Origin of the sequence: Brevibacterium sp. 2SA, from assembly GCF_005502845.1 — a bacterium.
In the GTDB taxonomy this organism is placed as follows: Bacteria; Actinomycetota; Actinomycetes; order Actinomycetales; family Brevibacteriaceae; genus Brevibacterium.
On the sequence record NZ_SCMW01000015.1, the window covers coordinates 43,661 to 61,641 of the forward strand.

Annotated in this window: 19 protein-coding genes; 1 reads left to right on the forward strand and 18 read right to left on the reverse strand. The window is 68.2% G+C overall.

The window, feature by feature from the left end; genetic code table 11:
- Window positions 1-108 precede the first annotated feature (108 nt).
- The 6 genes from FFS20_RS07855 to FFS20_RS07880 are packed head-to-tail and all read right to left on the reverse strand — an operon-like array spanning window position 109 to window position 6,070.
- A complete protein-coding gene (locus tag FFS20_RS07855) occupies window positions 109-483 on the reverse strand; it encodes a monovalent cation/H(+) antiporter subunit G (protein ID WP_137825306.1) in 375 nt (124 codons plus the stop codon).
- Window positions 483-743, reverse strand: coding sequence for a monovalent cation/H+ antiporter complex subunit F (locus FFS20_RS07860; RefSeq protein ID WP_137825307.1), 261 nt, complete (start codon window positions 741-743; stop codon window positions 483-485). The genes FFS20_RS07855 and FFS20_RS07860 overlap by 1 nt, the downstream gene beginning before the upstream one ends.
- Entirely contained in the window at window positions 740-1,183 is a 444-nt protein-coding gene (locus tag FFS20_RS07865) for a Na+/H+ antiporter subunit E (protein WP_137825308.1), read from the reverse strand. Before FFS20_RS07865 ends, FFS20_RS07860 begins: the two co-directional genes overlap by 4 nt.
- On the reverse strand, window positions 1,180-2,697 hold the full coding sequence (locus FFS20_RS07870; RefSeq protein WP_137825309.1) for a proton-conducting transporter membrane subunit: 1,518 nt from the start codon (window positions 2,695-2,697) through the stop codon (window positions 1,180-1,182). The genes FFS20_RS07865 and FFS20_RS07870 overlap by 4 nt, the downstream gene beginning before the upstream one ends.
- Window positions 2,694-3,026 (reverse strand): cation:proton antiporter subunit C, encoded by a 333-nt coding sequence (locus FFS20_RS07875; protein WP_137825310.1) that lies wholly within the window; start codon window positions 3,024-3,026, stop codon window positions 2,694-2,696. Before FFS20_RS07875 ends, FFS20_RS07870 begins: the two co-directional genes overlap by 4 nt.
- Entirely contained in the window at window positions 3,023-6,070 is a 3,048-nt protein-coding gene (locus FFS20_RS07880; protein ID WP_137825311.1) for a DUF4040 family protein, read from the reverse strand. Before FFS20_RS07880 ends, FFS20_RS07875 begins: the two co-directional genes overlap by 4 nt.
- Window positions 6,071-6,178: 108 nt before the next feature.
- Between FFS20_RS07880 and FFS20_RS07885 the strand changes: the two genes are divergently transcribed.
- Window positions 6,179-7,309 (forward strand): glycosyltransferase family 1 protein, encoded by a 1,131-nt coding sequence (locus tag FFS20_RS07885; RefSeq protein WP_249356728.1) that lies wholly within the window; start codon window positions 6,179-6,181, stop codon window positions 7,307-7,309.
- On the opposite strand, the gene FFS20_RS07890 is transcribed toward FFS20_RS07885, so the two are convergent.
- The 12 genes from FFS20_RS07890 to FFS20_RS07940 all read right to left on the reverse strand — a co-directional run bounded on the left by FFS20_RS07890 (window position 7,310) and on the right by FFS20_RS07940 (window position 17,785).
- Window positions 7,310-7,906: a histidine phosphatase family protein gene (locus FFS20_RS07890; RefSeq protein ID WP_137825312.1), complete on the reverse strand. Its 597-nt coding sequence runs from the start codon at window positions 7,904-7,906 to the stop codon at window positions 7,310-7,312.
- The gene (gene rsfS, locus FFS20_RS07895; RefSeq protein WP_137825313.1) at window positions 7,903-8,340 is read right to left on the reverse strand and encodes a ribosome silencing factor; all 438 of its coding nucleotides are present in this window, start codon (window positions 8,338-8,340) and stop codon (window positions 7,903-7,905) included. The genes FFS20_RS07890 and rsfS overlap by 4 nt, the downstream gene beginning before the upstream one ends.
- 26 nt (window positions 8,341-8,366) lie before the next feature.
- Window positions 8,367-10,103: a hypothetical protein gene (locus FFS20_RS07900; protein WP_137825314.1), complete on the reverse strand. Its 1,737-nt coding sequence runs from the start codon at window positions 10,101-10,103 to the stop codon at window positions 8,367-8,369.
- Window positions 10,096-10,701, reverse strand: a complete 606-nt coding sequence (gene nadD, locus FFS20_RS07905) for a nicotinate-nucleotide adenylyltransferase (RefSeq protein WP_137825315.1) — start codon at window positions 10,699-10,701, stop codon at window positions 10,096-10,098. The genes FFS20_RS07900 and nadD overlap by 8 nt, the downstream gene beginning before the upstream one ends.
- A 1-nt stretch (window position 10,702) precedes the next feature.
- Window positions 10,703-10,855 (reverse strand): hypothetical protein, encoded by a 153-nt coding sequence (locus FFS20_RS17915; protein ID WP_171007026.1) that lies wholly within the window; start codon window positions 10,853-10,855, stop codon window positions 10,703-10,705.
- Between the two features lie 84 nt (window positions 10,856-10,939).
- Window positions 10,940-12,229: a glutamate-5-semialdehyde dehydrogenase gene (locus FFS20_RS07910; RefSeq protein WP_137825316.1), complete on the reverse strand. Its 1,290-nt coding sequence runs from the start codon at window positions 12,227-12,229 to the stop codon at window positions 10,940-10,942.
- Window positions 12,230-12,232: 3 nt separating this feature from the next.
- On the reverse strand, window positions 12,233-13,396 hold the full coding sequence (gene proB / locus FFS20_RS07915) for a glutamate 5-kinase (RefSeq protein WP_137825317.1): 1,164 nt from the start codon (window positions 13,394-13,396) through the stop codon (window positions 12,233-12,235).
- Window positions 13,393-14,925: a GTPase ObgE gene (obgE, locus tag FFS20_RS07920; RefSeq protein ID WP_137825318.1), complete on the reverse strand. Its 1,533-nt coding sequence runs from the start codon at window positions 14,923-14,925 to the stop codon at window positions 13,393-13,395. The genes proB and obgE overlap by 4 nt, the downstream gene beginning before the upstream one ends.
- An 83-nt stretch (window positions 14,926-15,008) precedes the next feature.
- Window positions 15,009-15,260: a 50S ribosomal protein L27 gene (gene rpmA, locus FFS20_RS07925; protein ID WP_137825319.1), complete on the reverse strand. Its 252-nt coding sequence runs from the start codon at window positions 15,258-15,260 to the stop codon at window positions 15,009-15,011.
- A gap of 15 nt (window positions 15,261-15,275) precedes the next feature.
- Complete coding sequence (rplU, locus tag FFS20_RS07930; protein ID WP_137825320.1) at window positions 15,276-15,584, reverse strand: 50S ribosomal protein L21; 309 nt, start codon at window positions 15,582-15,584, stop codon at window positions 15,276-15,278.
- Between the two features lie 255 nt (window positions 15,585-15,839).
- Window positions 15,840-16,157: a chorismate mutase gene (locus FFS20_RS07935; RefSeq protein ID WP_137825321.1), complete on the reverse strand. Its 318-nt coding sequence runs from the start codon at window positions 16,155-16,157 to the stop codon at window positions 15,840-15,842.
- Window positions 16,158-16,252: 95 nt separating this feature from the next.
- Entirely contained in the window at window positions 16,253-17,785 is a 1,533-nt protein-coding gene (locus FFS20_RS07940) for an alanine/glycine:cation symporter family protein (protein ID WP_137825322.1), read from the reverse strand.
- Window positions 17,786-17,981 lie beyond the last annotated feature (196 nt).

Here is a 17,981-nt window from a genome sequence, read left to right on the forward strand (position 1 = left end):
GGGCGGCTTTCTGGTCCTGGGGAGCGCCGCGGGGCACGGCTCGCTCAGCGTAGCATAAGGAAAGCCTTACTTAATCCTCAGAGTGCCGCGAATCCTCGCCGCGCTGTCTCACGCAGCCGGGTCCTCGATGCCCTCCGGGGGCTGGGCCAGACGGTTCGGGGAGGTCTTGCGGTAGATCGGCTGCCCGGACAGCACACTCGCCCGCGACAGCGTGTTGCTCGCGACCGAGGAGACGATGATGAGGCAGAGGATGGCGATGATCGCGATGAACAGCGTCATCACCCTGAAGCCCTCGGTGTGGAGCGTGTGGATGTAGGCGGCGACGACGATGAGCGGCATGCCTAGGCCGGTGGCCGGGGAGAACACGTTGATCCGGGAGAGCGCGTCCTTGACCCGGAACATCGCCAGCGCCGAGGCGAGCATGAGCAGGGACCCGGTGATGCCGAAGATCCCGACGAGAACGGTGGCGACGGTGTCCGACATCAGCGGTGCCCCCTCGTGAGGATCCGGGACAGGGCGATCGTCGCCAGGATGCCGACCATCGAGGCGAGGAAGATGACGTCGAGGACGATCGAGGATGACACGCCGATCGCGATCATCGTCAGGATTCCGATCGCACAGAAGTAGATGAGATCGCTGACGACCGCGCGGGACCCCAGATCGCGGGCGGTGAGCACGCGGATGAGGCCGACGACGATCGCGGCGGCGAGAATGATCGCACAGATGGCGACGATGACGGTCATCGCCCTCTCCTCTCCTCTTCGGCGGACGGGTTGTGGGGGCCGGGGTCGACCCATGCGGCCTCCACCTCGGCGACGTCCGAGGCCGAGGACTGCGGCGCCCGGCCCCGGGTCATCGCGAGCAGGCGCGACTCCATGTCGTAGAGACCGGCCAGTGCGTCCTCCTCGGAGTCCTCGAAGAGGCAGTGGACGAAGAACACCGGCGGGGTGGTCGCGGTGCCTGCGGCGATCGCGGTGACGAGCGTGCCCGGGGTGATCGTGATCGACGAGGCGAAGAGGGTGACCTCGAGGTCGGTGCGGCAGCGCAGGGGCACCTCGACGATCATCGGGTGGGCGTAGGGCCGGCCGACGCGGAAGAGGTGGCCGACGACCGTCGCCGATCCCGTGATGATCGCCCAGAGAATGTAGAGGACGTAGGAGATGCCGTGGAGGATGCGCCTCATCGTCCGATCACCGCCTCGATGTATTCGGTGTGGTCGAGCAGTCCCGCCGCGGCCCGCCCGGTGATCTCGAGCAGGGGTTCCGGCCAGACGAAGATCGCCACGGACAGCGCGATGAGGATCGTCGCCGGCACGAGCAGCCGACCGGGGATGCGCACATCATCGGTGATCGCCACCGAGGCGGCGCGTCCGGTCTCCGCGGAATCCGGGCGGTACGACTGCATCGGGGCGCCCCAGAACGTGTTGCGCCACGTGTTCTGCAGGGCGAGCATGGAGATGAGCGAGCCGATGACGATCGCGGAGACGAGCCACCAGCCGGCGGCGCCCTCGACGGCGGTGGCCGCGGAGATCAGGCCGATCTTCCCCCACATGCCCGAAGTCGGGGGCAGGCCGATGAGGGAGAAGAGACCGAGGACCATGAGCACCGCCGCCCACTTCTCCCGACTGGCCAGACCGGAGAGCTTCTTGAACGACCCGGTGCCGTAGGTCTGCTCGACCGCGCCCATGACGAGGAGGAGGCCGGCCATCGTGATCATGTGGTGGACCATGTAGAAGGCACCGGCGGCCAGAGCCTGGGCGGTGAGCAGGGCGACGCCGAGGAGGATGTGGCCGACGCCGGAGGTCATCTGGAACGCGAGGACGTTGCGCACCCGGTTCTGTCCGAAGCCGGAGAGGGAGCCGACGAGGATGCTGACGACGGCGATCGCGACGATCGCGTTGGCCCAGGCCGGGGGCTCACCGTAGACGGTCGTGCAGATGCGGTAGATCGCGTAGAGGGCGACCTTCGAGTGGAGACCGGCGAAGAGCGACATCATCCCCGCCGAGGTGTTCGGGTAGCTGCGGGCCAACCAGCCGTGGAACGGGGCGCCGCCGGCCTTGACGAGCAGGGCGAAGAGGACGATCCCGAGCGCGAGCGCCCCCTGTCCCGTCGGGGTGCCGAGGGAGGCGAGCACGGCGAGGTTGACGGTGCCGAGGGCACCGTAGACGAAGCCGACGCCGATGAGCAGCAGGGTCGAGGTGAGCAGGTTGACCATGACGAACATCCGCCCCACGCCGAGGCGGCGCCACGTTCCCGTGACCGCGATGAGCGCATAGGCCGGCAGCACCATGACCTCGACGAAGACGAAGAAGTTGAAGAGGTCGCCGGTGAGGATCGCCCCGTAGACGCCGGTGAGCATCATGAGGATGAGCGCCGGGACGAACCGGTACTGGTCCTCCCCCGTGCTCACGAGGAAGATGCAGCTGACCAGGGACGTCAGCGACGTCAGGAGCAGCATGAGGGCGGTGAACGTGTCCGAGACGAACGGGATCGCCAGTCCCGGGATGTAGCCGCCGACGGAATGGGCGACGACCGGTTCCGTGCGGTGGAGGATGAGCAGCCCGATCGCCGCGGCCCCGACGAAGGAGGGCACGGCGAAGAGCAGGATGCGGTCGAAGGTGCGGGAGGTGATGAGCACGCTGAGCGCCGAGGCGAGCAGCGGGATCGCGACGAGGAGGAGCAGGAGGGAGGAATTCACGATTCGCGGACCTCCCCGGTCTCCGGAGCGCGCTTCTGGTCGTCGTCGTGGCCGAGCACGGCGAGGGCGAGCATGAAGATCGTCACCGCGAGCGTGATGACGATCGCGGTGAGGACGAACGCCTGCGGCAGCGGGTCGGCGGCCATGGTCTGGTCACCGCGTTCGGCCAGCGGCTCGACGCGCCAGGCCCCGACTCCGGCGGACAGCAGGATGAAGTTCGCGGCGTGCGAGATCAGGGTGAGGCCGAAGACGCCGCGGACCATGGACCGCTGCATCATGAGGTAGACACCGCCGGCGGTGAGCACGCCGATCGTCAGGGCAAGGATCATCGCGGATCCCCCTCCTTCGTGGTCGGGGCTTCACCGCGGTCGAGCGGTGCATCACCGTCGAGGATGTGCGTCGTCGAGGCCTTGGCCTTCTCCTCGGAGCCGCGACCGGCGATCTTCTCTCCGCGGCCGGGCCGCTCGCCCCTGATCGACTCGAGCGGTCCGCGCAGCTCACCGTAGAGGAGCTCATCGGCGCGCTCACGCGTGAGTTCGACGTCACGGCGGATGATGCCGTCGGTGAGGACGTCGTCACCGGCCGGGGTGGCCGCGGAGTCGGAGACGCCGAGGATGTTGAAGGAGAGGAGGATGAGGCCGAGGACGGCGAGGTAGACGCCGACGTCGAAGAGCATCGAGGTCGTGAAGCGCTGCCCGAGGATGTAGGTGTGCAGCGGCTCGAGGAAGGATCCGGCGAAGATCAGCCCGAGCAGGCCGGTGACCACGGCGATGCCGATGCCGAGGCCGATGAGGTAGAGGGGCGCCCGTGGGGGTCCGATGGCACGGTCCTTGGCCGTCGACATGTAGAGCAGGCCGATAACGGCGGAGCCGACGAGCGCGGCGATGAAGCCGCCGCCGGGTTCGTTGTGGCCGCGCCAGAAGATCATCAGCGAGGCGATGATGAGCAGCGGTCCGAGCACCTTGATCGTCAGCTGCAGCGGGATGACGTTGGGCCACGCCTCGTGGACGCCGCGGTAGGCGCTCGTGCCCTTCGGGCGCACCGTCACCCACGCCCGCCTCGGCGGTTCCGGGATGTTCTCCGCCGGCGGGTCGATGTAGCGGTCCTTGACCGTCGACATCACGGCGACGATCGCGATGCCGGCCATGCCGAGCACAGTGAGCTCGCCGAGCGTATCGAGCGCACGGAACTCGACGAGGATCGTGTTGACGATGTTGTGGCCGCCGCTGATCTCCGGGGCCTGTTCGATGTAGTAGAGACCGAGGTCGGAGCGCTCACGCCGTCCGTTGAGCATGAGGGTGAGCACGGTGACGGCGATGCCGACGAGGATCGCGAAGATCGCCCGGCTCGACTGCAGGCGCTTCGAGTACCGCCAGAACGACCGGGGCAGCTTCTGGAGGACGAGCATGATGACGATGATCGTCATCGCCTCGACGAGCAGCTGGGTGAGGGTGACGTCGGGCGCGCCGAGGGCGAGGATCTGCACGGTCGCGAGGATGCCGATGGCCGAGAGCGCGACGACCGTGGTCAGACGCGAGTGCGAGGTGCACACGACGAGGACGGCGACGGTGATGAGTACGAGGAGGATGATGTCCACTGGCCGCCACAGGTTCTCCTGGAGCGGCGGCAGGCTCGGGTAGACCGCAGGCACGGAGAGGAACGTGATGAGCGCGAGGCCGCCGAGCGTCGTCGCCAGGTAGGGCGTCGAGTTCATCGGGCGCACGACGATGCCGAGGCCGCGCCCGAGGCGCTGGAGGCCGTCGGCGATGCCGGCGATGACGTCGGCGCCGTCGAAGCTGAGCCGGGCGCGGTGGAAGAAGACGAAGACGCGGGAGCGGTTGATGATGATGACGATGCCGATGGCGATGATGAGGCCCGAGGCGATGAGCTCGGGGGTGAACCCGTGCCAGAACTTCACGTGGACGGGTTCGACCTCACCGGGAAGCGCCGCGGCGACCACGGCGGTGAGCGGGGTGTCGAAGAGGTAGAGGACGAGGCTGAGCGGGAGGGAGGCGACGATCGGCAGGGCCGCGGCGGCGAGCATGATCGGTGAGGAGTGCTCGAGTTCGGACTTCGTCACCGGTTTGCCGTCGATGAACGCGCCCCACACCGTCTTCGCACAGTAGGCGAAGGTGAGCACCGAGGCGGCGACGGCGATGACGAAGAGCATCCACCCGGCACCGCCGGATTCGACGAGCGCGGTGAACAGCGACTCCTTCGACACGAAGCCGAGCAGCGGCGGGATCCCAGCCATCGAGGCGCAGCCGAGGATCATGACGACGAAGGCTGTCGGGGCCGGACCCATGAGACGCGGGATGCGGGTGAGTTCGCGGGTCCCGGCGAGGTGGTCGACGACGCCGACCATCATGAACAGGCCCGACTTGAAGAGCGCGTGGGCGATGATGTGGAGGGCCGCCGCGGCGATCGCGGCTTCGGTGCCGACGCCGATGACGGCGGTGATGAGGCCGAGCTGGGAGACCGTCGAGTACGCCATGAGCTTCTTGACGTCGTGCTGATTGAGCGCGAACCAGCCGCCGATGCACGCGGTGATGAGACCCGAGGTGATGAGGAGGATGTTCCAGGCCGGGGTCGCATGGAAGGCCGGGGAGAACCGGAGCATGAGGAAGACGCCGGCCTTGACGACGGCCGCGGCGTGGAGGTAGGCCGAGACGGGGGTGGCCGCGGCCATCGCGTCGGGCAGCCACGAATGGAACGGGAACTGCGCGGACTTCGTCATGCCGGCGATCGCGACGAGAACGGCGACGAGGGTGGCGGCCGCCGGCTGCGCGGCCCACGCTCCGGAGAGCAGCGCCTCGTTGAGGTTCGTCGTGCCGGTCACCGCGATCGTCAGTCCCACGGCGACCAGCAGCGTGAGGCCGCCGATGAAGGTGATGAACAGGGTGCGCAGGGACGGTGCCTGCCCGGGCGACCCGGAGCGGGCGATGAGGAAGAACGAGGCCAGCGACGTCAGTTCCCAGCAGATGAAGAGGACGATGAGGTTGTTGCTGAGCACGAGGGCGACCATCGAGAACGTGAAGATCACCATGAGCCAGTAGAAGCTCGTATTGCGGCCCTTGGGCAGGTATCCGGTCGAATAGACGAAGACGACGGCGCCGATGACGAGGGCGATGTATGTGAAGATCACGCCGATGCCGTCGGCGCGCAGGGCGAGATCGACGCCGAGGCTCGGCACCCATGAGACGGTCTCCTCCGGCGTCGACCCGGCCATCACCTCGGCGGCGGTGGGAGTGAAGAGGGCGGCGACGGCGAGGTAGGCGGCGGCCAGCGGCCATCCGGTGGCTCGACCCATGAGGCGGGTGAGGAGCGGGGTGAGGACGACGAGGGCGGCGAGTGCGATAATCGTTAGGATCATGACCGGAGCCTCAGGGCTTCGGACGCAGGTGCTGGTTCCTTCACTCACTGGCCCTTCGTCGCGGCGAACGCTCACTTTCGAATGTTCAGACTATCGACTCGGAGTTCCATGAGCAAAAACCCACGCGTTCCACAGGCCCCCGACCGAATCAGGGTCTTCTTCGACGCGCGCTTCACCCGAACGACCCATCATGACGGGATCTCCCGGTACGGTTCGTGCCTGCTCGAAGCCCTCCTCGAGGCGACCGCGGGCACGGACATCGAGGTCACCGCGATCATCAGCGACGAGGACCAGCTCGCTCTCCTCCCCGAATGCCCGTGGGTCAAGCTCAGCTCCCCGCTCTCCCCCGCCGAGGTGGGCATCGCGAAACGGCTCAACGACCTCGGCGCCGATGTCGTGTTCTCGACGATGCAGGTCATGGGCTCGACCGGTCGCCGCTACGGGCTCATCCTCACCGTCCACGACCTCATCTACTACTCCCATCCGCTCCCGCCGGCCGACCTGCCGGCCCCGGTGCGGCTGCTGTGGCGGCTCTACCATCTCAGCTATGCCCCGCAGCGACTGCTGCTCAACCGGGCGGATGCGATCGCCGCGGTGAGTGAGACGACGAAGGCCCTCATCGCCGAGGAGCATCTGACGACGAAACCGGTGACCGTCGTCTCCAACGCCGCCGAGGTCACCGTCGCCGCACCCCGATCGGTCGATCACTCGGGGGCGAAGTCCCTGGTCTACATGGGCTCGTTCATGCCGTACAAGAACGTCGAAACCCTCATCCGCGCCCTGGCGCACCTGCCCGGGTGGACGCTGCACATCGCGAGCCGGATCGAAGGGCGGCGGGAGGCGGCGCTGCGGGCGCTCATCCCCGACCGTGCGCGGGTCGTCTTCCACCGCGGGGTCAGCGATGAGGAGTACGCCCAGCTGCTCGAGGAGGCGACAGCACTCGTCACGGCCTCCCGCGCCGAGGGCTTCGGGCTGCCCGTCATCGAGGCGATGGCCAAGGGCGTGCCCGTCGCGGTCTCCGACATCCCGATCTTCCATGAGATCGCCGGGGATGCGGCGGAGTTCTTCGACGAGGACGATCCCGCCTCGATCGCCGAGGCGGTCGGAAGACTCACCGTGCCCGCCGCCTGGGCCCGGGCTGCCGCGGCCGGGCAGGTGCAGTCGCAGAGGTTCGCGTGGTCGGAGTCGGCCGACGCTCTCGTCGGCCTCATCCGGGATGTGAACGCGAGGCGACGGTGATCAGTCGGGGGCTTCGCCCCAGTTGCGCAGCACCCACGTGTCGCCGGTGAAGCCGAATTCGCCGTGCCCGCAGTTCGCGAGGACGGCGAGTCTTCCGGATCCGGTCATCTCGAGGAGGATCTCTGCGGCACCGCGCAGCACCGCCCCGTGGGCGACGATGGCGATCGTCTCCGCGTCCGAGGTCGTGACGATGTCGGTGATGGCGCGGGCCACCCGCAGCGAGGACTCGCTGCGGGTCTCGCCCCCGGGCGGCTTCGGGTCACCGCCGGAGACCCACTTGTGGAGCTCCTCGGGCCAGACTGCAGCGATCTCCTCGCGGGTCAGGCCCTCCCACTCGCCGAAGGCCATCTCCCGCAGTCGCGGATCGCGGTCAACGCTCGTCCCCAGCCGGTCGGCGAGGGTGTCGGCGGTGACCGCTGCGCGGAGCAGGTCGGAGGAGACGATGAGTTCGGGGCTGCGGGCGGCGAGGACCGCGGCGGCCCGTTCGGCCTGATCGAGTCCGACGGCGTTGAGCGGAATGTCGGACTGTCCCTGGAAGCGCCGCTGCAGGTTGAAGTCCGTCTGTCCGTGCCGCCAGACGATGACGGTCTTCGTCATCGAGTCTCGCTGCCGGCGGCAGGACCGTCGGACTCGGTGTCGACAGGTGCAGCGTCGTCGGCCGAGTCGTCGTCATCGGCAGTCTCGTCGATCGTCACGTCGATGACGGGAACGTCCTTCCACAGGCGCTCGAGCGCGTAGTACTCGCGCTGTTCGGTGGAGAAGACGTGGACGACGATGTCGCCGTAGTCGAGGAGCACCCAGTCACCGGTGCCGCGTCCCTCCCGCCGCAGGGGTTTGCGTCCGGCCTGCTTGAGCAGCGCCTCCTCGACGCCGTCGACGATCGCACCGACCTGCCGTTCGTTCTCCGCGGACACGATGAGGAAGGCGTCGGTGATGTAGAGGGTGGAGCTGACGTCGAGGGCGACGATATCGGTGCCGAGCTTGTCATCGGCGCCTTTGGCGGCGATCCGAAGCAGTTCAGTGGTGTCCACGTGGTCCTTTCCCAGGGTTCAGGTTGTCACAGCAGCATGACGAGTGCGATGACGATGAGGGCGACGGCGAAGAGCGCCGCCACGCCCAGCACGATAAAGGGTACTTTGGATGGCTCTTCGCCAACAAGGATCTGCCCGTCGTACCCGGTCACGGCACTCGCCTTGATGCGGGTGCCGGGCGGGTTCTCGGTCTCTTCGTCCTCATAGTCGGAGTTCGGCAGGGACCACGCCTCGGGCACGGTGTCCATCGGACGGGTCTCGGGGTTCGCGGCGAGTTCGCGGGCGGCGTCGTCGGCCGACTGTGCCGTCGTCTGCTCCTCGGTGCCGGAGTCACGGTCCCGTGCGGCGTCCGACGAGGAGTTCGGCGCCGAGGCGGCCGCCGCGGTTCCGCGCTTCGTCGACGCTGCCTCGCCCTTCGACGCGGCCTGGCCCTTCGAGGCCGCCTGGCCCTTCGAGGCCGCACCGGCCTTCGACGCAGCATCGGCCTTCGACGCGGAATCACCCTTCGACGCAGCACCGTCCTTCGAGGCTGCGGTCTCCTTCGCTCCGGGTTCGGAGACCTTCGCCGAGGCGGCGGTGACGACCCGCACGCCAGAGGTGCTCGGCGGATTGACGATCGGCATCCGCCGGGACCGGGTGGCCGGCTCCGGACCGTCCGTGTCCGTCGCGGCGGCGGGCTTCGCGGCCGCATCGGGGGTCGCCTTCGTCGCCGCCGACTCGGCGACGTCCGGCTTCGCGTCGGTCGTGGCGGCGTCCGTCTTCGCGGCAGTCGCAAAGGTGTCCGCCGCAGTTGCCTTCGCCGCCGCAGCGTCGCCGCTCGGCGTCGGCTGTGGGGAGGCCGACGTCTCGGGGGTGGTCTCCGGGAGAGGACGCGAGAGCGCGTCGTCGGGTCCGGAAGCCGGTCGCGGCGCCGAGTCGGCGGTCACCGGTGATTCGAAGTCGCGGGCAGCCACTTCGGCTGACGACCCACCGAAGCCGGCGGCGTCGAACGATTCGTGCTCGGCCGAGGCTGCCTTCGCGGTCGTGTCGCTGGTCTGTGAGGCAGTGTCGCCGGATTGGGAATCCGCGGCGGGGTCGGCGATGACGGGGATCGCTCCGGTGGAGAGGTCGCCGTCCATCGACAGGCCGTGCTCGCGCAGGTAGCGTTTGCGCGCGGCGCGCGATTCGAAGTGCGGCAGCGGCGCGCGGCGGGGGTCGAGCCGATCCTCAGCGTTGACCGGTGGCCGCTCCTGCGGCAGGTGATCGGAGGCCAGTGCCCCGCGCTCATGGGAGACCTTCGGCGTCGGCGCCGGGTCGATGCGCGACGAGGGAAGGTCAGCGGGAGTCGATCCCGCGCTGCTGCTGACCGGGGCCGGCGCTGCCGCGGCGGGCCGGACCGAAGTGGACTTCTCGGGAGCCGGTGTCGCCGGAGACTCAGGGGTCTGTGGGGCCGCAGCGGCCGGAGGAGTCTGCGGGGCCGCAGGTGTCTGCGCGGCCTGCGCGGCCTGCGGCGGAGACGCCGGGGGCGTCGACGGCGCCGGTGCGGAGGGAGCCGCTTCACCGGTGCCCGATGCTGAACCGCCACCGGCGGCAGGCAGAGCGTCGCTGACCGACGCGGTGGCCGTCGCCGGCTTCTCGGTCGGACGCTTCGGTGGGGTGAGGAAGTCCGCGCGGCTGCCGTCGGACGCCTGGGGAGCGGACGACCTGGCCTCGAACTCCTCTTCCGCGGCCAGTCGCTCGGCTTCGCGCCTGGCACGTCGAGACGTGAACTGCTCTTCAGCCATTTCCACTCCTGTACAGATCGTGTTTCGCGATGTACTGCACCACGCCGTCCGGCACGAGGTACCAGACCGGGGCTCCATCCATCACCCGTTGCCTGCAGTCCGTTGACGAGATCGCCAGCGCCGGGATCTGCGCGAGACTCAGCCGGTCGACGGGCAGTCCCTCGCTGCGGAGTTCGTGCCCCGGCCGACTGACCCCGACGAAGTGCGCCAAGGAGAACAGCTCATCGACATTCTTCCATGTCAGAATCTGAGCCAAAGCGTCCGCGCCGGTGATGAAGAACATCTCCGTGTTCTCGCCGAGGCTGTTCGACAGATCCCGCAGAGTGTCGATCGTGTAGGTCGGACCGGGACGGTCGATGTCGACGCGGGAGACGCGGAACCGCGGGTTCGACGCCGTCGCGATGACCGTCATGAGGTACCGGTGCTCGGCGTCGGTGACGGTCTTGTCGTCCTTCTGGTACGGCCGACCGGTGGGGACGAAGACGACTTCGTCGAGGTCGAACGTCGACTGCACCTCGCTGGCCGCGACCAGGTGTCCGTGGTGGATGGGGTCGAAGGTGCCGCCCATGACACCGACCCGACGTGTGCGTTCTGCCATATCAGTGGCGGTACGAGATGCCCTTCCACGACCGTGCGACGACGGCCATCGAGATGAAGATCGCGAGGGTGATGAGGCCGTAGCCGATCGGCTCCATCGGCAGCTCGGTGTGTGCCGCGCCTTCGGTTGCGGCGGCCAGCAGAGTTGCGTTCACGAGAGTGCTCCTTGTCCCTTGATGAGTCTGTTCACTTCAGTTTCTCACGCCCTGTCGTCTGCGTGCGCAGCGACATGGGCGAAGTCAGTCGCGGATCTGCCCGTTTCCGAGCATGACCCACTTCGTCGTCGTCAGCTGCTCGACGCCCATCGGTCCGCGGGCGTGGAGCTTCTGCGTCGAGATGCCGACCTCTGCGCCGAACCCGAACTCGCCGCCGTCGGTGAAGCGGGTCGAGACGTTGACGCCGACGGCGGCGGCATCGATGGCTGTGACGAAGGTCTCGGCGTTGTCGATGTCCTTCGTCACGATCACCTCGGTGTGGCCGGAGGTGTAGGCGCGGATGTGCTCGATCGCCTCGTCGATGCCGTTAACGAGCTTGATCGCGAGTTCGAGGTCGAGGTACTCCTTGGCCCAGTCCCGGCGCGAGACCCGGCGGATCTTCATCGACTCGGGCGCCAGCGCTGCGACATCGGCGTCGGCGTGGACGACGACGCCGGCCTGGTCGAGGCGTTCGAGGATCTTCGGCAGCACGCGCTTGGCGGCCTTCTCATGGACGAGCAGGGTCTCGAGTGCGTTGCAGACGCTGGGCCGCTGGGTCTTCGAGTTGAGGACGAGGTCGACGGCGTTCTTCACCGTCGCCGAGGAGTCGATGAACATGTGGACGTTGCCGATGCCCGTCTCGATGACGGGCACGATCGACTCCTGGACGACGGTGTTGATGAGCTCGGCCCCACCGCGCGGGATGAGGAGGTCGACGTAGTCGCGGGAGTTCATCAGCACGACGGCCCCGTCGCGGCCGTGCTGGTCGATCGTGTTGATCGTGTCCGCGGGCAGGCGGACGGATTCGACGGCGCGGCGGAGGACGGAGACGAGTTCGGCGTTCGTGTTCTCCGCGGCCGATCCCCCGCGCAGGATCGTCGCATTGCCGGCCTTGAGCGCGAGGATCGCGATGTCGACCGTGACATTGGGGCGGGCCTCGTAGATCGCGCCGATCACACCCATGGGCACCCGGTTCTGGGTCAGGCGCACACCGTTGGGCAGGGTGCGGCCGACGACGACGGTGCCGACCGGATCGGGGATGTCGATGACCTGTTCGACCGCCGAGGCGATCGCGGAGATCCGCTCCTCGTCGAGGCGGAGTCGATCGAGGAGGGACTCGCTCATCCCGTTCTCGGCCCCCGCGGCGAGGTCGATCGCATTGGCTTTGACGATGCGCGCGGAGTTCGCCCGCAGACCGTCGGCGATCGCCTGGAGCGCGGCGTTCTTCTCCGCGGTCGAGGTCGTGGCCAGACGTGCGGCGGCCGCCTTCGCATTCCTGGCGATCCGCGTCACCCCGCGCACGATCTTGGGATGGATGTCGGCAGCAGCGGGCATGGACTAACTCCTCTCGCTCACATGCGTGAGGACGAGATCATTGCGATGGATGACTTCTTTACGGTAGTCACTTCCCAGCCGGGTGCCAAGTTCCTCGGTGGTCAGGCCGAACATCGTCGGCAGCTCGGCGGCGGAGAAGTTCGTCATCCCCCGCGCCACGATCTGCCCGCCGGTGTTCCTGATCTCGACGGGATCCCCGGCCTCGAAGTCCCCCTCGACGCCGACGACGCCGGCGGCGAGCAGGCTCGTGCCCCGCGACCGCACGGCCGCCTCGGCGCCGTCGTCGATCGTCACCGAACCGAACGTCTTGGCGAGATGACGCAGCCACAGCAGTCGGGTGCCGCGGCGACGGTGGGTGACGGCGAAGGACGTGCCCGCGCTCCCCCCGGTGAGCACGTCACCGACCCGGTCGGCGGAGGTGAGCACGGCGGGGATGCCGGAGTCGGTGACCATGAGGGCCGCGTCGACCTTCGTCGCCATGCCCCCGGTGCCCGTGCCGGCCGTCCCGACCCCGCCGATCGCGACGGCACCGAGGTCGTCGGGACCGGCGACATGGTCGATGCGCCTGGCGTCGGCCTGGGACGGGGGTCCCGTGTAGAGGGCGTCGACGTCGGAGAGGAGGACGAGCGCGTCGGCGTGGGAGAGGTGGGCGACGAGGGCGGCGAGGCGGTCGTTGTCGCCGAAGCGGATCTCCTCGGTGGCCACAGCGTCGTTCTCGTTGACGATCGGCAGCGTGCCCAGGGACAGCAGACGGTCGATGGCCCGCTGCGCGTTCTTGTACCGGGTGCGGCGGATGAGGTCGTCGGCCGAGAGCAGGACCTGGGAGGGGACGAGGTCGAAGCGGCCCAGCGCCCGCGCGTACGCGGCCATGAGCAGCCCCTGTCCGACCCCGGCGGCGGCCTGCTGGGTGGCGAGGTCGCGCGGCCGGCGGCGCAGGCCGACGGGTTCGAGTCCCGCGGCGATCGCCCCCGAGGAGACGAGGATGATCTCCCGGCCGTCGGCCCGGTGGGCGGCGATGACGTCGGTGAGCGCCACGAGCCGTGACTCGTCGAGCCCGCCGTCAAGCGTCGTCAGCGACGAGGAGCCGACCTTGACGACGACGCGCTTGGCGCCGGCGATGTCGGCCCGCACGGTCGCGGAGTCGGCGGCCGCGGTCGTCGCGGTCATCGCTCGTCGGCGGAGTTCTCGCGGGCGGCGCGCTCGGCGAGCCGCTCCTTCTCGAACTCCGCCCGGGTCGCGGCCTTCGCGTCCTGCCGCTCGTGGTAGGCGGCCTTGCGCTCCTTGCGGCTCGCACGGGCCTCCTCCTCGAGTCGGAGGTCGGTGCCGCGGGAGCCGAGCAGCTCGGCACCGCCGACGCTCGTGGGGTCCCAGTCGAAGACGACGCCGTCGCCCTCGCCGATGACGACGGTGTCGCCCGGGGTCGCACCGGCCTTGAACAGTGCCTCTTCGACGCCGAGGCGCTCGAGGCGATCGGCGAGGTAGCCGACGGCTTCGTCGTTGGCGAAGTCGGTCTGGACGACCCAGCGTTCGGGCTTGTCGCCGAGGACCCGGAAGACCGGACCGTCGGCGTCGCGTTCGGTGCGGATCGTGAAGCCCTTGTCGTCGACGGCCTTGGGCCGGATGACGACGCGCTGCGGCACGGCCTCGACCTCGGCGCGCCGTTCGCGTTCGGCGGCGACGAGACCGGCCATCGCGAAGGAGAGCTCGCGCAGTCCCGCATGGCTGACGGCGGAGACTTCGAAGACCCGGTAGCCGGCGGCTTCGAGGTCGGGGCGGACGATGTCGGCGAGTTCGCGGCCATCGGGGATGTCGACCTTGTTGAGGGCGACGAGCTTCGGGCGTTGCGAGAGCGGGAGGTCGCCGCCCTCCTCGCCGAGGTCGACGGAGTACGCGGCGAGTTCGGCCTCGATGACCTCGAGGTCGGAGACCGGGTCGCGGCCGGGCTCCCACGTCGCCATGTCGATGACGTGGACGAGGGCGGCGGTCCGTTCGACGTGGCGGAGGAACTCCAGCCCGAGGCCCTTGCCCTCGGACGCCCCGGGGATGAGCCCGGGGACGTCGGCGACGGTGTAGCGGACATCCCCGGCTTCGACGACGCCGAGGTTGGGCACGAGCGTCGTGAACGGGTAGTCGGCGATCTTCGGCTTCGCCGCCGACAGTGCGGCGATGAGACTCGACTTGCCTGCCGAGGGGTAGCCGACGAGGGCGACGTCGGCGATCGTCTTGAGCTCGAGGACGAGCGTGGAGGCCTCACCGGGTTCGCCGAGGAGGGCGAAACCGGGCGCCTTGCGCTTCGTCGAGGCGAGAGCGGCATTGCCGAGCCCGCCGCGGCCGCCCGCCGCGGCGACGAATTCGGTGCCGGCGCCGACGAGGTCGGCGAGGATCTGACCGTCCTGGGTCTTGACGACCGTGCCGTCGGGCACGGGCACGATGAGGTCCTTGCCGTCGGCGCCGTGGCGCAGGTCGCCCTTGCCGATGCCGCCGCCGTCGGCCTTGAGGTGGGGGCGGTGGTGGAGGGGCAGCAGGGTCGTCGTCTGCGGGTCGACGACGAAGGTGATGTCACCGCCGCGACCGCCGTTGGCGCCGTCGGGGCCGCCGAGCGGTTTGAACTTCTCCCGCCGGATCGACGAGCAGCCGTTTCCGCCGTCGCCGGCCGCAAGGTGTACCGTGACGCGATCAATGAACTCGGTGGCCATGATGTCCTTATATCAGATGAAGGGTGAGTCGTGAGACTCACCCTTCATGGACCCCTGAAGCGGGGCAGATCAGATCGTATCGGTCAGACGCCGACGATGTTGACGATCTTGCGACCGTTGCGCTTGCCGAACTCGACGGCACCGGCGGTCAGAGCGAAGAGCGTGTCGTCTCCGCCGCGGCCGACGTTCGCACCGGGGTGGAACTTCGTGCCGCGCTGGCGGACGATGATCTCACCGGCCTTGACGACCTGGCCGCCGAAGCGCTTGACACCGAGGTACTGCGGGTTCGAGTCGCGACCGTTGCGGGTCGAGCTGACTCCCTTTTTGCTTGACATGTCAGAGGCCTCCTCTTACTTGATGTTCGTGATCTTCAGACGGGTGAGGTCCTGGCGGTGGCCCTGACGCTTCTTGTACCCGGTCTTGTTCTTGTACTTCTGAATCACGATCTTGGGACCGCGGAGCTCACCGACGACCTCGGCGCTCACCGAGATCTTGGAGAGGGCATCGGCGTCGGTCGTGACCGCGTCGCCGTCGACGAAGAGAACGGGTTCGAGCGTGACGCTGTCCCCGGCCTGCGCCTTCATTCGATTCACTGTGATGATGTCGCCGACGCTGACCTTTTCCTGGTGGCCACCGGCACGGACAATGGCGTAGACCATGGTCGAACCCTTTCTGCGTAAGAAATCTTGCGAACGGCGGTTGATGCCTTGGCTCGACAGGGAGCGGACTCCCTGAACGACAGACCCATTGAGAGGAATCACCAGCCGTGGTGCGACGGACGCACCGACGTTCAAGTTTAGTCGATCCCGGCCGCCGACGGCAAACCGGCGCGGAGGTGACCTCCGCCTCGTCGCCGCACCGCAGTCCGGCGTCGATGCGGGACCGCAGCGCTGCGACGGCGCCGGACCGGGCGCTCAGCCTTCGCGGGACTCCGCGATCCGCTCGTGATGGTGGATCACCTCGGCGACGATGAAGGCGAGGAACTTCTCCGCGAACTCCGGATCGAGGTGCGAGTCCTCGGCGAGCCGGCGCAGGCGGGCGACCTGCCGGGCTTCCCGCGCCTCGTCGGCCGGGGGCAGACCGTGGTCGGCCTTGAGCACGCCGACGGATTCGGTGAGCTTGAAGCGCTCGGCGAGCAGATGGATGAGGGCGGCGTCGATGTTGTCGATGCTGCCCCGCAGCTCGAGCAGGCGGTCGGCGGCCTGGGAGGCGGCGGTGTCGTCGTCAGTCACCCGATCAGTCTAGACAATCCGCAGAGGCAACACTGCCGCGGACACGGCCGTGCCCCGGGCGTCGCGGGGACGGCCGGGGCACGGGAGGGTGAGGGTCAGGCGGGCTGCTCGACCGGGACGGCGTCCTTGGTGTCCGGGTCGGTGAGGGTGCCGGCCTTGCGGTCGGCGAGGTACTTCTTCATCTCCTTCTTCACGACCGGCATGAGGAGGTAGAGGCCGAGGATGTTGATGAAGGCGCACATGAACAGCGCCGCATCGGCGAACTCGACGACCTTGCTGAAGCTGGCGACACAGCCGATGACGACGAAGACGCAGACGAGGACGCGGAAGGCCATGATCGTCGCCCGGCCGCGACCGAAGAGGTAGCTCCAGGCCCGCTCCCCGTAGTACGTCCACGTGATGAGGGTGGAGAACGCGAAGAGCGCGACAGCGACGGCGAGCAGCGCCGGGTACCACGAGGCGACGGTGGAGAAGGCGTCCGAGGCCAGTGCCACGCCGCCGATCTCACCTTCGCCGAGGTCCTCGCGGTACGAGGGCTGGTTGGCGACGATGATCGTCAGGGCGGTCATGGTGCAGATGACGACGGTGTCGATGAAGGGCTCGAGGAGGGCGACGAAGCCTTCGGAGATCGGCCGACGGGTCTTGACCGCCGAGTGCGCGATGGCGGCCGAGCCGATGCCGGCCTCGTTCGAGAACGCCGAGCGCTGGAAGCCGATGATCATCACGCCGACGATGCCGCCGGCGATGCCCTGCGGGTTGAAGGCGCCTTCGAAGATCTCGCCGATCGCCATCGGGATCTGCTGGAAGTTGATGCCGAGGACGAGGAGGCAGGAGACGACGTAGAAGATCGCCATCGCCGGGACGAGCTTGTCGGTGACCTTCGCGATCGAGCGGATGCCGCCGAGGATGACGAGTCCGACGAGGAGGGCGAAGAAGATGCCGAAGATCAGTCCGGCCCACGCGCCGCCGAGGAAGCCGTCCGCGCCGCCGGTGGCGGTGCGGACCTGGGCGAACGTCTGGTTGGCCTGGAACATGCCGCCGCCGACGACGCCGAAGATGAGGATCGCGACGGCGAAGAGGCCGGTGAGGATCGCGGCCACGGGCTTGGAGAACCGGCGGAAGGCCACCGGCAGGTACTTGAACGGTCCGCCGTGGACGACGCCGTTCTCATCGATCTCGCGGTACTTCACGCCGAGCGTGCACTCGACGAACTTCGTGCACATGCCGAGCAGACCGGCGATGATCATCCAGAATGTCGCACCCGGTCCGCCGAGGGCGACGGCGACGCCGACACCGGCGATGTTGCCGAGTCCCACGGTGCCCGAGAGTGCGGAGGCCAGGGCCTGGAAGTGGGTGATCTCGCCGGGATCGGTGGGCTTGGAGTACTTGCCGCGGACGACGTCGAGGGAGACCTTGAAGCCGCGGAACTGGATGAAGCCGAAGTAGAGGGTGAAGATCAGGGCTCCGAGGATGAGCCAGAAGACGACGAACGGGAAGGAGATCTCGCCGATCGTGACGGGCACGAAGATCACACTGGAGAACCAGGTGGCGATCGGAGTGAACCAGGAGTTGATGGCATCGTCGACGGGAGACGTCGGTGCGTCTGACGCTAGCAGCAGTATGTCCATGTCGATCAAATGTTCCGCAATGCGACACCGGGATCAAGCAATCGACCTTCCAATATTCGGACAGTTACAGAACTGTTATCTGCATCACACCGACCCCGGTGCAAGTGACATTGGTCTCACCGCGAGTTTCGGATAGTGGATTTCCGGTGTGACCTAGACTGGCCGCATGTCACAGAACCCTCCCCCTCCCCAGCAC